This is a genomic window from Streptomonospora arabica (assembly GCF_039531585.1).
GTDB lineage: Bacteria > Actinomycetota > Actinomycetes > Streptosporangiales > Streptosporangiaceae > Streptomonospora > Streptomonospora halophila.
Genome location: NZ_BAAAQI010000006.1, coordinates 1 through 13972 on the forward strand (window position 1 = coordinate 1; position 13972 = coordinate 13972).

Consider the following 13972-nt stretch of genomic DNA (forward strand, 5'->3'; position numbering starts at 1 on the left):
CGAAGCCGGTGGTGGGGTATGTGGCGGGGTTCACCGCGCCGGAGGGTAAGACGATGGGGCATGCGGGGGCGATCGTGTCGGGGTCGGCGGGCACGGCGCAGGCGAAGAAGGAGGCGTTGGAGGCGGCCGGCGTCAAGGTCGGCAAAACCCCCACCGAGACGGCCGAGATCGCCCGCTCGCTCTGTTAACTATCGCCGCACGTCCCGTTTCCGTGAAGAGTCGCCGAAGAGCGCACGCCGCGGCCGTGGCCGCGGACGAGGACTTCGGGGGACCGTTGACGAGGGCCGGCGGCCGCGCGGCCGCCGGCTCCGCAGTTTCGAGCAGCACCGCAACCACCAGGGGAACCCTATGACCCTCATGCTCAAGCCCGGGACCGAATGGACCACCCTGTACCAGCGCTGCCGCGAGATCGCCCCCGAGGCGTTCGCAGCCGAGAGGGTGTACAACCACTGGGGCGGCCGCTGGCGGGCCGACGGCGAGCCGCGGCTGGCCGTCTCGCCCGTCGACGGCACCGAGATCGCCGGCCCTCCGATGGTCGGCGCCGACACCGCCGAGGCGGCCGTGCGCGCGGCGGCCGACCAGCACCGCGCCTGGCGCGTCACGCCGCTGGAGGAGCGGCGCGCGCGGGTGCGCGCGACCGTCGAGGCCTGGACCGAGCACCGCGACACGCTCGCGCTCGCGCTGGTCTGGGAGATCGGCAAGCCGTGGCGGCTGGCGCGCCAGGACGTCGACCGCGCCGTGTCGGGCGTGGAGTGGTACCTCGAACAGATCGAGGACATGATGGAGGGCCGCGCTCCCCTGGAGGGGCCGGTCAGCAACATCGCCAGCTGGAACTACCCGATGAGCGTGCTGACCCACGCCATGTGCGTGCAGGCGCTCGCCGGCAACGCCGCCATCGCCAAGACCCCCACCGACGGCGGCCTGGTGTGCCTGACGCTCGCCGTCGCCCTGGCCGCGCGCGAGGGCCTGCCCTTCACGCTCGTCAGCGGCGGCGGGCGCGACCTCTCGCCGGTGCTCGTGCGCTCGCCGGAGATCGGCTGCGTGTCCTTCATCGGCGGCCGCGACACCGGCGGCCAGGTCGCCACCGACCTCGCCGACCTCGGCAAGCCGCACATCCTGGAGCAGGAGGGGCTCAACTGCTGGGGCGTGTGGGAGTACAGCGACTGGGACACCTTCGCCGGCCAGGTCCGCAAGACCTTCGACTACGCCAAGCAGCGCTGCACCGCCTACCCCCGGTTCGTCGTGCAGCGCTCCCTGTTCGACCGGTTCCTGGGCGCCTACCTGCCCGCGGTGGCCTCGGTGCGCTTCGGCCACCCGCTGGCCGTCGCCTCGGCCGAGGACGACCTGCCCGAGCTGGACTTCGGCCCGCTGATCAACGCCGCCAAGGCCAAGGACCTCACCGCCCAGGTGAGCGAGGCCATCGCGGGAGGGGCGGTTCCGCTCTACCGCGGCTCGCCGGACGACGCCCTGCTGCTGCCCGGCCAGAACACCGACGCCTACGTCGCGCCGGTCTCGCTGCTGGAGCCGCCGCGCTCCTCGCCGCTGTTCCACGCCGAGCCCTTCGGACCGGCCGACTCCATCGTGCTCGTCGACACCGAGGCCGAGCTGATGGCGGCCATGAACGCCAGCAACGGCGCCCTGGTCTCCACGATCTCCACCGACGACCCCGACCTGGGCGCGCGCCTGGCCGCGGAGGTGCGCGCCTTCAAGGTCGGCATCAACAAGCCGCGCTCGCGCGGCGACCGCGACGAGATGTTCGGCGGCTGGGGCGCCTCCTGGCGCGGCGCCTTCGTCGGCGGGAAGCTGCTGGTCCACGCGGTCAGCCGCGGCCCGGTCGGCGAGCGCCCGCCCGGCAACTTCCCCGACTACACCCTGGTCCCGCGCGAGCACTCCTGACCGCGGCACCGACCTCCGCGCCGGCGCCTGAGGGGGCGCCGGCGCGGAGTCCTCGACCGCGGGGTGCGCCGCCCCCGCCACCGCCGGCGGCGCACCCCGTCCGCCCCGCCCCCGCCCGCGTGCTCAGCGCTGCGCTGATCGGCATGGTCGGGGACTGGGCCGATGCGCTGGAGGGCGGCCTGGAGGGACCGCCGGAGTAGGGTGCACCCTCCGCCGTGGGGGCGCCGGTTCCGTCGACCGCTTCCGCACGGCCTGGGAGCGGATCGCGGCCACCTGCGCCGACTCGGCGGGCGACTGGCGCGACGGCATCGAGGCGCCGGCCCGGTCGCGGCACTCTCCGTCCGTCCGCGCGCGGTTGGCCGACGGCTACGAGGAGGGCCGCCGAGCGCTGGGAGCGTGGTTCGGGTTCGGCGCCGGCCCCGGGGCCGACCCTGAGGAGGCGCGCGTCTTCGGCGGATTCCTGTCCCTGCTCATCGGCATGCTCGTCCAGCACGGCATCGATCCGAGCGCGCGCCGACGTCCGGGGACCTCACCCGGGCCCTGCGCCGTATGACCGCCGACGCCGGGGCGGACGGCGCCGGAGCGGCGGCGCGCAAGCGAGGCCCGTGGGGCGGGCCGCCGACCCGCCCCGGCGCGGCGTGCCGCCGACGCCCTCTCCTGGGACAATGGCGCCATGACCTCGTTGCACCTCGTCCAGGAACCCGAAGCCGACGCGCTGTTGGCGTCGGACCCGCTGGCGCTGCTGGTCGGCATGCTGTTGGACCAGCAGGTGGCGATGGAAGTCGCCTTCGCCGGGCCCAAGAAGATCGCCGACCGCATGGGCGGGCTCGACGCCGGCGCGATCGCACGCACCGATCCCGAAGAGTTCGCCGAGCTGTGCGCCCGCCAGCCGGCCGTGCACCGGTTCCCCGGGTCGATGGCCGCCCGCATCCAGTCGCTGTGCGGCTACCTCGTCGAGCACTACGGCGGCGACGCCGCCGCGGTGTGGACCTCGGGCGAGCCCGACGGCCGCGAGGTGCTCAAGCGGCTCAAGTCGCTGCCGGGCTACGGCGACCAGAAGGCGCGGATCTTCCTGGCGCTGCTGGGCAAGCAGCGGGGCCTGCGCGCGCCGGGCTGGCGCGAGGCCGCGGGCGACTACGGCGAGGAGGGCGCGCGCCGCTCCATCGCCGACGTGGTCGACGAGCAGACACTGGCCGAGGTGCGCGCGTTCAAGAAGAGCGCCAAGGCGGCCAAGAAGGCGGCAAAGCCCGAGTAGGCGCGGGCGGCCGGGAGGACGCGGGCGCCGCGCCCGGCGCAGCGCGAACGCCGGTGCCGGGCGCGGCGGCGGTAAGTGTCGGGACCGGCCGGCGCAGGGGGCTGGTGCACGCCGGCCGGTCCCCGCCTACCGGCCCGGTCGGCTGACTCACCCTGGGGCCGCCATAGGCGTCGTGGACGCCGTCTCCAGGGTGATCCGATGCCGGCCGGCGTAGACGTTCATCGAGGCGCCGCGCAGGAATCCCACCAGGCTCAGCCCGGAGTCGGCCGCCAGCTCCACGGCCAGCGACGACGGCGCGGAGACCGCGGCCAGCATCGGGATTCCCGCCATCAGCGCCTTCTGCGCGAGCTCGAACGAGGCCCGGCCCGAGACCATCAGGGCGCTGCCGCGCAGCGGCAGCCGGTCCTCGCGCAGGGCCCAGCCCACGAGCTTGTCGACCGCGTTGTGCCGGCCGACGTCCTCGCGCACGCAGAGCAGCTCCCCCTCCGGAGTGAACAGGCCCGCCGCGTGCAGGCCGCCCGTGCGGTCGAAGACCCGCTGGGCCTCGCGCAGGCGGTCGGGCATCCGCGAGAGGACGGGCACCTCGAAGAGGGGCGCGTCCTCGGCGACCGACCAGTGGGCGACGGTGGTGACCGCCTCCAGACTGGCCTTGCCGCACACTCCGCAGGAGGAGGTGGTGTAGAAGTTGCGCTCCAGCGACGCCTCGGGCACCGCGACTCCGGGTGCCAGAACGACGTCGAGGACGTTGTAGGTGTTGGAGCCGTCGTCGGTGGCGCCGGCGCAGTAGCGGATGGTCGCGATCTGGTCGGGGCCGGTGATGACGCCCTCGCTCACCAGAAAGCCCGCCGCCAGGTCGAAGTCGTGTCCCGGCGTGCGCATCGTGACGGTGAGCGGACGCCCGTTCATCCGGATCTCCAGCGGCTCCTCGGCCACCAGGGTGTCGGCGCGCTCGTCGGCGGCGCCGTCCCGGATGCGCAGGATGCGCTCGCGGACCGTGACCCGTCCCATGGCCCTGCCCCTTTCCGGAGGCCCCTCGGGGCCTCCTGTGCCCGGCGTGCTGTCCCCGACTCGGGTGGCATTCCCGTTCCGGTCCGTTCTCAGTCGCGGCCGGTGCGGGTTCCGCCCGTCTCGGTCGCGGGCGGAACGGATTCCGTCCGCTGCGCCGGGCTGACGGCGGCGGCCCGCGGAGAACGGGCCGCGCCGGCGTCAGTCGTGGCGCCTCTGCTGTACGTGCTGGAAGCCGAACCGCCCCTTGATGCACAGGTTCCCGTGCGTCACCGGGTTGTCGTGCGGCGAGGTGACCTTGACGATCTCGTTGTCCTGCACATGCAGGGTGACGTTGCAGCCGACCCCGCAGTAGGTGCACACGGTGGTGGTCTCGCTCTGGCGCTCCTCGTCCCAGGTGCCCTCCTGGCGCATCTCGTACTCGGTGCGGAACGACAGCGCCCCGGTGGGGCAGACCTCGATGCAGTTGCCGCAGTAGACACAGGCGGAGTCGGGCAGCGCGAAGTCGTGCTCGGTGGAGACGCGGGCGTCGAACCCGCGGCCGGCGATGCCGATCGCGAACGTGTTCTGCCACTGCTCGCCGCAGGCGTCGACGCACTTGTAGCACATGATGCACTTGCCGTAGTCGCGCACGTAGAGGTCGTTGTCGACCTTGGTGGGCTGCTCCACGGTGGCGGCGGTCGCGCCGTCGCCGGCCTCGTGCTCGCCTGCGCGGCGGGCGTCGCGCTCGCCCATCCGTGCGGGCTCGGCCCGGGGGCCGAACCGGTCGGGCCGGGCGTCGTAGCGCTCGTTCCACTCGGGGACGCCGGGTGTGGTGGACAGGTCCACCGACGAGCCCAGCAGCTCCAGCACCATCTTGCGGCTGTGGCGGACGCGCTCGGAGTCGGTGGCTACCGACATGGAGTCCTCGACCTTGCGCGAGCAGGCCGGCGCGAGCGTGCGCGCCCCCTCGACCTCCACCACGCACACCCGGCAGGCGTTGCGCGGGGTGAGGGTGTCGCCGTAGCACAGGGTCGGTACGTCGGTGCCCACGGCCTCGCAGGCGTCCAGGATGGTCGCGCCCTCGGGAACGCGCACCTCCTGGCCGTCGATGGTCACCTCGACCAGGCGGCGGGGCGCCCCAATGACAACCGGTGTGCTCACCGGGCCTCCTTTACGGGTTGTTCCTCCTGCGGACCGAAGACGCCGAGCCGGTCGATGGCCGACTCCACCGCGTTCCACGCGGTCTGGCCCAGGCCGCAGATCGAGGCGTCGCGCATGGCCTCGCCCACCTCGCGCAGCAGCGCGATGTCGGTGCGGCGCGGCCCCGCGTCCTGCGCGAGCCGCACCAGCGCCTCCTCCTGGCGGACCGTGCCCACCCGGCAGGGCACGCACTGCCCGCAGGACTCGTCGCGGAAGAACGCCGCGATGCGCACGAGGATCGCGGCCAGGTCGACGGTGTCGTCGAGGACCAGGATCACGCCCGAGCCCAGGGTGGCCCCGGCCTCGCGCGCCCCCTCGAAGGTGAGGGGGATGTCCAGCTCGTCGCCGCGCACGAACCCGCCGGCTGCGCCGCCCAGCAGCACCGCGCGCGGCAGGCGGGGCCGGCCGTCGGGGCCGGTGCCCACACCGCCGCACATGTCCATCAGGTCGCGCAGGCTGGCGCCGAAGGGGACCTCGTAGACGCCGGGGCGCTCCACCGAGCCGGACACGCAGAACAGCTTGGGTCCGGTGGAGCGGCCGGTGCCGATCGCGGCGTAGGCGGGGCCGCCCATCATCATGATCGGCAGCACGTTGACCAGGGTCTCGACGTTGTTGATCGCGGTCGGCTTGCCGAACACGCCGCGCTCGACCGGGAAGGGCGGCTTGCTGCGGGGCTCGCCGCGCAGCCCTTCGATCGAGTTGAAGATCGCGGTCTCCTCGCCGCAGATGTAGGCGCCTGCGCCGCGGCGGATCTCGACGTCGAAGTCGAACCCGGATCCGAGGATGTCGCGGCCGAGCAGGTTGCGCGCGTGCGCCAGCTCGATCGCGTTCTCCAGCAGCGACAGCGCCCGCGGGTACTCGCCGCGGATGTAGATGTAGCCGTGGTTGGCGTTGTTGGCGAAGCCGGCGATCGTCAGGGCCTCGACGACCGAGAAGGGGTCGCCCTCCATGAGGACGCGGTCCTTGAAGGTGCCCGGCTCGCTCTCGTCGGCGTTGCAGATGACGTAGCGGGGGGTCTCGGGCCGCTTGGCGGTGCCGTCCCACTTGCGGCCGGTGGGGAAGGCCGCTCCGCCGCGCCCGACCAGGCCGGAGTCGGAGACCTCGCGGATGACGGCGCTGGGCCCCATGCGCAGTGCCTCGCGCAGGGCGGCGTAGCCCCCGTTGGCCCGGTAGTCGTCCAGGCTGGCCGGGTCGACCACGCCGATGCGGCGCAGCAGGACCAGGTCGGCCTCGCCCGCCTGGGGAACGGCCTCGCCGGCGGGCGGCTCCGGCGCGGGGCCGGGCAGCGTCGTCGGGGAGAAGGTGGCGCGCCGCCGGGGGCGGCCGCCGTTGAGGGAGGGGCCGTGCCCGTTGGCCGAGGGGCCGGAGGTGCCGGCCTCCGCCGCGGGGACCTCGCCCGGAGCGGGGACGATGTCGTCGGCCGCAGCGGGCGCGGCGACGCTGTAGCGGGGCGGGTCGCCGGCCTCCAGGGAGACCGCGGCCGGCGCGCGTTCGCACAGGCCCAGGCACGGGCTCTCGTGCCAGGTGAACTCGCCCCCCTCGGTGCCCGGTCCTCCGGCGCGCTCGGTCAGCGCCGCGCACAGGCCCTCGGACCCCTTGGCAGCGCACGCGATGTCGGTGCAGACGTGCACCACCCGGCGCGGGCGCTGTTTGAGCGAGAACATGGCGTAGAAGGTCGCGACGCCGTAGGCCTCGGCCGGCGGGATCGTCAGCCGACGGCAGATGTAGTCGAGCGCAGCGGGGCTGATCCAGCCCACGCGGTCGTTGACAGCGTGCAGGGCCGGCAGCAGCAGGTCGCGCCTGCCGCGGGCGGCGTGGCCGCCCTCGGCGAAGCGCAGATCGGAGGCCTGGCGCGTGCCGCCGTCCCACCCCGACTCCGGTGGGCCCAGGACGGCGTCCACGGCCTCACGCTCGGAGTCCTCCGGCACAGCATCCAGGAAGTGCAGGTCCACGTCCCCGGTCACCTCGAATCATGTAAGCCAGGTCACAGACTTTGTATACGGGCTACAGTATGCTTTATTCCGACCGCGGGCAACCCCTGGTCGAACCCGGTTTCGACGCCTCGTGCACGTGCATCAGAGTATGCGCCGAGAGTGATCACGGCAGTCCGCCGGCCGCGGCAGTGGCCGCCCGGGCGCCGTTCGGGCGGCCGCCGCCCCGGTACGCGCCGGGGTGGGCACATCCGTGCCGCTCGGCGGAGCGGGCCGCCTCGGGCCGCGCTCCGCCGTCCGCCGCGTACCCGCGATCCGTGCCCCGGGCACCAGGTGGCGAACAGCGCACCCGGGGACACGGCGCGGACCGCGGGGGAACGGCCGGGACCCCGAGGGGCCCCGGCCGCGGACCGCGGGGCTCGCGGCGCTCAGGGCGAGGCCGGCACCGGCGCATGGTCGGAGGCTCCGGCGGGCGCGGCGCCCTCGGCGACCTTCTCGATGCTCACGGCGGCGGCCTTGTACTCGGCCGTGCCGGCGTCGGGGTCGGTGGCGTCGATGGTCAGCAGCTGGGTGTCCACCTGGTCGGGGAAGTGGAAGGTCATGAAGACCAGCCCCGCCCGCATCTGCGTGGACACCGCGACCGGGACCAGCACCGACCCCCGGCGGGAGGAGACCCGCACGGTCTCGCCGTCGGCGACGCCCAGCTTCTCGGCGTCCTCGGGCGAGATGTCCAGCGTCTCGCCGCGCCGCATGGGCGAGGAGAACCCGCTGCTCTGCACGCCGGTGTTGTAGTCGTCCAGCCGGCGGCCCGTGGTCAGGCGGTAGGGGTAGTCGTCGTCGAGCAGGTCCACCGGCGGGGAGTGGCCCACGATGCCGAACGGCGCCGGCATGCCCCGCTTCTCGGGGTCGGTCGACCACAGCCGCGCGTGCAGGTAGCTGGGCTCCAGGTCCTCCTCGGAGAAGCACGGCCACTGGATGCCCTGCAGCTCCTCCAGCCGCCGGTAGCTCATGCCGCGGTGGATGGGGGAGAGGCTGCGCAGCTCGTCCCAGACGGCCTCGGCCTCGGGCCGCTGCCAGGCGTGGCCCAGGCGCTGGGCCAGCTCGCACATGATCTCGATGTCGTCGCGCGCGCCGGGCGGCGGGTCCAGTGCCTTGCGCACCAGCTGCACCCGGCGCTCGCTGTTGGTGAAGGTGCCGTCGGACTCGCACCAGGAGGCGCTGGCGGGCAGCACCACGTCGGCCAGCTCGGCGGTCTTGGTCAGGAAGATGTCCTGCACCACCAGGTGGTCCAGCCGCTGGAGGCGGCGCGTGGTGGTGAAGGTCTCGGGCTCGGACTGCACCGGGTTCTCGCCGATGATGTAGAGCGTCTTGAGCTCGCCCTCGTCCATCGCCTCGAACATCTGGGTCAGCGTCCTGCCCTTGTGCGGCTGGATGCTGGTGTTCCAGACCGCCTCGAAGCGCGAGCGGACCTCGGGGTCGAGGATGTCCTGGAACCCGGCCAGCCGGTCGGGGATGGCGCCCATGTCGCCGCCGCCCTGCACGTTGTTCTGGCCGCGCAGCGGCTGCAGGCCGGAGCCGTAGCGGCCGACGTGCCCGGTGAGCAGGGCGAGGTTGATCAGCGCCTTGACGTTGTCGGTGGCGTTGTGGTGCTCGGTGATGCCCAGGGTCCACGACAGCTGCGCGCGCTCGGCGGTGGCGAAGGCGTGGGCGAGCTCGCGGATGGCCTCGGCGGGGACGCCGGTCTCGGCCTCGGCCGCCTGCAGGGTCCAGGGCTCGACCAGCTCGCGGTACTCCTCGTAGCCGGTCGTGGCGCGCGCGATGAAGGTGTCGTTGGTCAGGCCCGCGTGGATGATCTCGCGCCCGATGGCGTGGGCCAGCGGGATGTCGGTGCCGACGTTGAGGCCGAGCCAGCGGTCGGCCCACTGGGCCGAGGAGGTGCGGCGGGGGTCGACCACGAACAGCCGGGCGCCCTTGTGCACGCCCTTGAGCACGTGCTGGAAGAAGATCGGGTGGGCGAAGCGCGGATTGCCTCCCCACACCACGATCAGGTCGGTGTCCTCGACCTCGGCGTAGGACGAGGTGCCCCCGCCCGAGCCGAAGGCCGCGGAGAGCCCGGCCACGCTGGGCGCGTGGCAGGTGCGGTTGCAGGAGTCGACGTTGTTGGTGCCCATCACGACGCGGGTGAACTTCTGCGCCATGAAGTTCATCTCGTTGGTGGCCCTGGCACAGGAGAGCATGCCGAAGGATTCGGGCCCGTGCTGCTGGACGCCGTCGCGGAAGCCGTCGGCGGCGCGGTCGAGTGCCTCCTCCCAGGAGGCGGGGCGCAGTCGGCCGTCCTCGCGCACGAGTGGGCGAGTGAGGCGTTCGTAGCTGCTGGGCTGAATGTCGTCCGATCGCATCTTCTAAGGCCTCGCTTGGGTCTCGTGGCCACTGCGGTGCTACAAGTACATCACAGCAATATTGTCTACAGTATGCGCCGCCGGGGCGGCGGGCAAGGGTGCGCAGGCGGGGCGGCGGCAGGGACCGTTCCGCCGGGTGTCGGAAGGCGCGTGCTAGGCGGCGCGCGCGGGTGCGGCGGCGGCCGCGGCGGCGGCCATGCGCTCGGCCACGCTGCCGTCGGTCAGCCGGGCGTTGAGCAGTCGCGCGACCGAGTCGACGGTGCGCAGGGTGGGCACCTCGGCGCCGACCATGTCGGCGAGCTCGACCACGGCGGTGAGGATGACGTCGAGCTCCATGGGCCGGCCGCGCTCGACGTCGTGCAGAGTGGAGGTGCGGTGGTCGCCGGCGCGCTCGGCGCCGGCCAGGCGGCGCTCGACGGAGATCGTGGGGTTGACGCCCAGGCGGGCCGCCACGTCCAGGGTCTCGTTCATCATCGACCGCGCGAGTTCGCGCGAGGAGCGGTCGCGGCAGATCTGGGCCATGGTGGACCGGGTCAGGGCGCTGAGGGGGTTGAAGGTGATGTTGCCCATCAGCTTGACCCAGATGTCCTCGCGCAGGTCCTGCTCGACCGGGCACTTCAGGCCGCCGGCCACCATCGCCTCGCTGAGGTCGGTGCAGCGCCGGGAGATCGTGCGGTCGGGCTCGCCGATGGAGAACCGGGTGCCCTCCAGGTGGCGGATGACCCCGGGCGCCTCGATCTCGGTGGCGGCGTAGACGACGCAGCCGATGGCGCGCTCGACCGGGATCGCCCGGCTGACCGAGCCCCCCGGGTCGACGGTGTGCACCCGGTGGTCGGCCAGCGGCCCCGTCAGCCCGTGGAAGTACCACCAGGGGATGCCGTTCTGGGCGGCGACCACGGCGGTGTGCGGGCCCATCAGCGGGCGCAGCATCGGGCCGCAGGCGGCGTAGTGCTGGGCCTTGAGCCCCAGGAAGACGAAGTCGACCGGACCGACCTCGCGGGGGTCGCTCGTGGCATTGGGGCGGGCGGTGAAGTCGCCCCGGTCGCTGAGGACGCGCACGCCGTCGGCCCGCAGAGCCTCCAGGTGCGGGCCGCGGGCGATCAGGTGGACGTCGGCCCCTCCGCGGTGCAGGGCCGCGCCCGCGTAGGCGCCGATGGCGCCGGCGCCGAGGATGGCGATTCTCATACTGCGCTCCGTTCTCTCGCCCGAACGATTTTGTATACAGTATGCTGATGAGTGCGCAAAGAGCGAGGGGTCTGCAGCGGAAAAGGAACGTGTGAATGCAGGCGAACAGCAAGTTCACCGGTTCTTCTTCGCTGCGGGTCCCTCGCTCGGCAGGGGGCGGATGCGGCCTGGACGGCCACCGCGCCGCCAGGTGCGCTCCGAGCGATCGCGGGCCGGCGAGCCGCCCGCGGGCCCGCGATCGCCGTCCGGACTGCGAAGGGGCGGTGGTTTTCGTAGACTGTCTACATCATTCACTCGAGTCGAGCATCGTGCGACGGGCGGGAGCGGCATGACCACACAGCCGTTGAAGGCCGCGCTGAGTGGACGGGTCCAACGCCCCGTCCCACTTCGTGAGACGGTTTACGAGACCATCCTCAACCTGATCATCACCCGCGAGTTCCCGCCCGGCCGTCACCTGGTCGAGAGCGAGCTCGCCGAGCAGCTCGGCGTCTCCCGCCAGCCGGTGCGCGAGGCGCTGCAGCGGCTGAGCAACGAGGGCTGGGTGGACCTGCGGCCCGGCTACGGCGCCTTCGTCCACACGCCCACCGAGAGCGAGGCCGACCAGCTGCTCGCGGTGCGCGCCGTCCTGGAGACCGAGGCCGCCCGGCTGGCCGCCCTCTCCGCCGCGCCCGAGCAGGTCGAGCACCTGCGCGAGCTGTGGCGCGCCGGCGTCGCCGCGGTCGACGACGCCGACGTCGACTCCGTGGTCACCGCCAACGCCGACTTCCACCGCGGCGTCATCGAGGCCTCGGGCAACCGGGTGCTGGCCGAGCTCGCCGCACAGGTGGACCGCAGGGTGCGCTGGTACTACGCGCCCATCGCGCGCTCGCGCGGCATGGCCTCCTGGGACGAGCACGCCGAGATCATCGTCGCCGTCGCCGAGGGCGACTCCGCAAAGGCCGCGCGCCTGATGAACGACCACACCGAGCGCACGCGGCTCACCTACCACGACAAGATCGACCGCTGACTCCCGCCGCGGCAGGGGGCGCGCGGGTCGCGCGCCCCCTGCCGCGGTCCCCGGCCCGCCGGTGCCGGGCGCGCGGCTCAGACGTGGTCGCGCGGGATGACCGTGTTCCAGGTGCGCGCGGCCACCCGGTCGCCGCCCTCGTAGGCGTCCAGCGTCGCGTTGACGTGGAACTCCTCGGGCGTGGCCGACAGCTCCGTCCGGGTGACCGTCTCCACGTCCCATTCCCCGCGCTTGAAGCGCATCCGCCAGGTCGTCACGCCCTTCGGCGAGGTGAAGTCGTCGCCGCGCACCGTGTAGACCTCCTCGGCGCGGCGGCTCACCTCCCAGCCGATGTCGTCGAAGTACACCGTGCCCAGGTCCTTGACCACCTTCAGCGACGACTCGTAGTCGACGAGGTCGCGCTCGACCTTCCACTGCTGCTCGCCCGGCACCGGGCGGCTGGTGTCCAGCGGCGGGGTCCCCTCGGGCTCGTCGAAGGGCTGCGGAGCGACCTCGTCGGAGCTGTCGGTCGGGCGCACCGGCAGCACCAGCGAGCTCTCGCCCTGCAGCAGGACGGTCAGCAGCACCGGCTGCGGCGGCGGCCAGGCCAGCGGCCAGTACGAGGTCGACACCGAGACCCGCAGCCGGTGCCCCGGCGGGAACGCCTGGGCGACGCCGTTCATCGGCACCGCCACGTTGTAGAGCCTGCCGGGCGCCAGGTCCTCGGCTTCGGCGTGGTCGCCGGAGTGGGTGAGGTTGAGCAGGCCGTAGGTCACCCGGGTGGCGCGCCCGTCGGGGGCCACGTCCGACAGCCGCACGCACACCATCGCCACCGGCCGGTCGACGGTGAACTCCAGGTTGACCACGGGCGCGCCGAGGATCTCCAGCCGCTCGGTGAGCTCGTCGCTGTCGAACACCAGCGACCCGCCGTCGTCCTCGCGCTGGTCGTAGGGCAGGTCCGGAGGCGCGTTGTAGGAGCACCACTTGCCCGCGTACTGGCCCACCGTCAGCGGCGACTCCACCGACGCGGCGGCGGTGGCCACGTCGGCGCCGGGATCGGCGATGCCGTCCTGGGCCAGGGGGTGGGTGCGGCGGTAGACCCGCGGCGAGGGCCAGCGCGGCTCGCCCACCCAGCGCCCGGGGCGCTCGGAGTAGGCGGTGGAGGGGGGAACGCTCTCCTGCATCCAGCTGCGCAGCATGGGCTCGCGCATCACGTCGTTGTCGGCGCCCTTGAGCCAGCGGTCCCACCAGCGCACGCACTGCTGCAGGAAGCCGATGGCCGGTCCGGGCTCGCCCAGGTGCGGGTACTTGTGCGACCACGGTCCGATCAGCCCCAGCCGCGGTACGCTCAGGCCCTCCATCAGCCGGAAGACCGCGTTGGAGTAGCCGTCGGCCCACCCGCTGACGGCCATCACCGGGATCTCGATCGCGGAGAGGTCCTCGCACACCGAGCCGTGCCGCCAGTAGTCGTCGCGCAGCTGGTGGCGCAGCCAGGTGTCCAGCCACAGGCCGCTGCCCTCCAGCCGCCGGCGCCACATCTCGCGCCAGCGCTCGCCCACCACCGCCGGGTCGGGCGGGCAGGAGGTGTAGGCGAACATCGTGGAGGCCCACGAGAGGTTGTCGCCCAGCAGGCAGCCGCCCATGTAGTGCACGTCGTCGGCGTAGCGGTCGTCGGTCGAGCACAGCGTCACGATGGCGCCCAGGCTCGCGGGCCGGCGGGCGGCCAGCTGCAGCGCGTTGAACCCGCCCCAGGAGATGCCCATCATCCCCGTCGTGCCCGAGCACCAGGGCTGGGCGGCCAGCCACGCCAGCACCTCCTCGGCGTCGCGCAGCTCCTGCTCCAGGTACTCGTCCTGGAGCACCCCCTCGGAGTCGCCGCTGCCGCGCAGGTCCACCCGGGCGCACGCGTAGCCGTGCCCGGCGAGGTAGGGGTGGATCGTGGAGTCGCGCTGTGCGGTGAGGTCGCGCTGCCGGTAGGGGATGAACTCCAGGATCGCCGGCACCGGCTCCTCCTCGGAGTCGGGGCGCCAGATCCGCGCGGCCAGCCGGGTGCCGTCGGACATGGGGATCATGACGCCCCGCTCCTCGGCGATCTTGTTGGGCAGTGCCGTGACTTGGCGCATGCGGCCTCTCC

At 73.2% G+C, this 13972-nt stretch carries 10 protein-coding genes and 1 pseudogene; 5 read left to right on the plus strand and 6 right to left on the minus strand.

Annotation, left to right across the window (positions count from 1 at the left end; all coding sequences use genetic code 11):
• The 4 genes and pseudogenes from ABD284_RS11730 to ABD284_RS11745 form a co-directional block, all read left to right on the plus strand.
• Nucleotides 1-188: pseudogene (locus ABD284_RS11730) on the plus strand (succinate--CoA ligase subunit alpha); the annotation flags it as partial.
• Nucleotides 189-348: 160 nt separating this feature from the next.
• Nucleotides 349-1896: an aldehyde dehydrogenase family protein gene (locus ABD284_RS11735; RefSeq protein WP_344142855.1), complete on the plus strand. Its 1548-nt coding sequence runs from the start codon at nt 349-351 to the stop codon at nt 1894-1896.
• Nucleotides 1897-2251: 355 nt separating this feature from the next.
• Nucleotides 2252-2449: a hypothetical protein gene (locus ABD284_RS11740; protein ID WP_344142857.1), complete on the plus strand. Its 198-nt coding sequence runs from the start codon at nt 2252-2254 to the stop codon at nt 2447-2449.
• A 120-nt stretch (nt 2450-2569) separates the two neighbouring features.
• On the plus strand, nt 2570-3151 hold the full coding sequence (locus ABD284_RS11745; protein WP_344142858.1) for an HhH-GPD-type base excision DNA repair protein: 582 nt from the start codon (nt 2570-2572) through the stop codon (nt 3149-3151).
• 147 nt (nt 3152-3298) lie between these two features.
• Here the strand turns inward: ABD284_RS11745 and fdhD are convergent, their stop codons facing one another.
• The 5 genes from fdhD to ABD284_RS11770 form a co-directional block, all read right to left on the minus strand.
• Nucleotides 3299-4159 carry a formate dehydrogenase accessory sulfurtransferase FdhD gene (gene fdhD / locus ABD284_RS11750; protein ID WP_344142859.1) on the minus strand — a complete coding sequence of 287 codons (861 nt, stop codon included), beginning with the start codon at nt 4157-4159 and terminating at the stop codon, nt 3299-3301.
• 198 nt (nt 4160-4357) lie between these two features.
• Nucleotides 4358-5299, minus strand: coding sequence for a 2Fe-2S iron-sulfur cluster-binding protein (locus tag ABD284_RS11755; RefSeq protein WP_344142860.1), 942 nt, complete (start codon nt 5297-5299; stop codon nt 4358-4360).
• Nucleotides 5296-7290, minus strand: coding sequence for an NAD(P)H-dependent oxidoreductase subunit E (locus ABD284_RS11760; RefSeq protein ID WP_344143257.1), 1995 nt, complete (start codon nt 7288-7290; stop codon nt 5296-5298). The genes ABD284_RS11755 and ABD284_RS11760 overlap by 4 nt, the downstream gene beginning before the upstream one ends.
• A gap of 407 nt (nt 7291-7697) precedes the next feature.
• Entirely contained in the window at nt 7698-9668 is a 1971-nt protein-coding gene (locus ABD284_RS11765) for a molybdopterin oxidoreductase family protein (RefSeq protein WP_344142861.1), read from the minus strand.
• Between the two features lie 153 nt (nt 9669-9821).
• The gene (locus ABD284_RS11770) at nt 9822-10853 is read right to left on the minus strand and encodes a 2-dehydropantoate 2-reductase (protein WP_344142862.1); all 1032 of its coding nucleotides are present in this window, start codon (nt 10851-10853) and stop codon (nt 9822-9824) included.
• A gap of 328 nt (nt 10854-11181) precedes the next feature.
• Between ABD284_RS11770 and ABD284_RS11775 the strand changes: the two genes are divergently transcribed.
• Entirely contained in the window at nt 11182-11859 is a 678-nt protein-coding gene (locus ABD284_RS11775; protein WP_344142863.1) for a GntR family transcriptional regulator, read from the plus strand.
• A gap of 77 nt (nt 11860-11936) precedes the next feature.
• Here the strand turns inward: ABD284_RS11775 and ABD284_RS11780 are convergent, their stop codons facing one another.
• Nucleotides 11937-13961 (minus strand): CocE/NonD family hydrolase, encoded by a 2025-nt coding sequence (locus ABD284_RS11780; RefSeq protein ID WP_344142864.1) that lies wholly within the window; start codon nt 13959-13961, stop codon nt 11937-11939.
• Nucleotides 13962-13972: the final 11 nt, after the last annotated feature.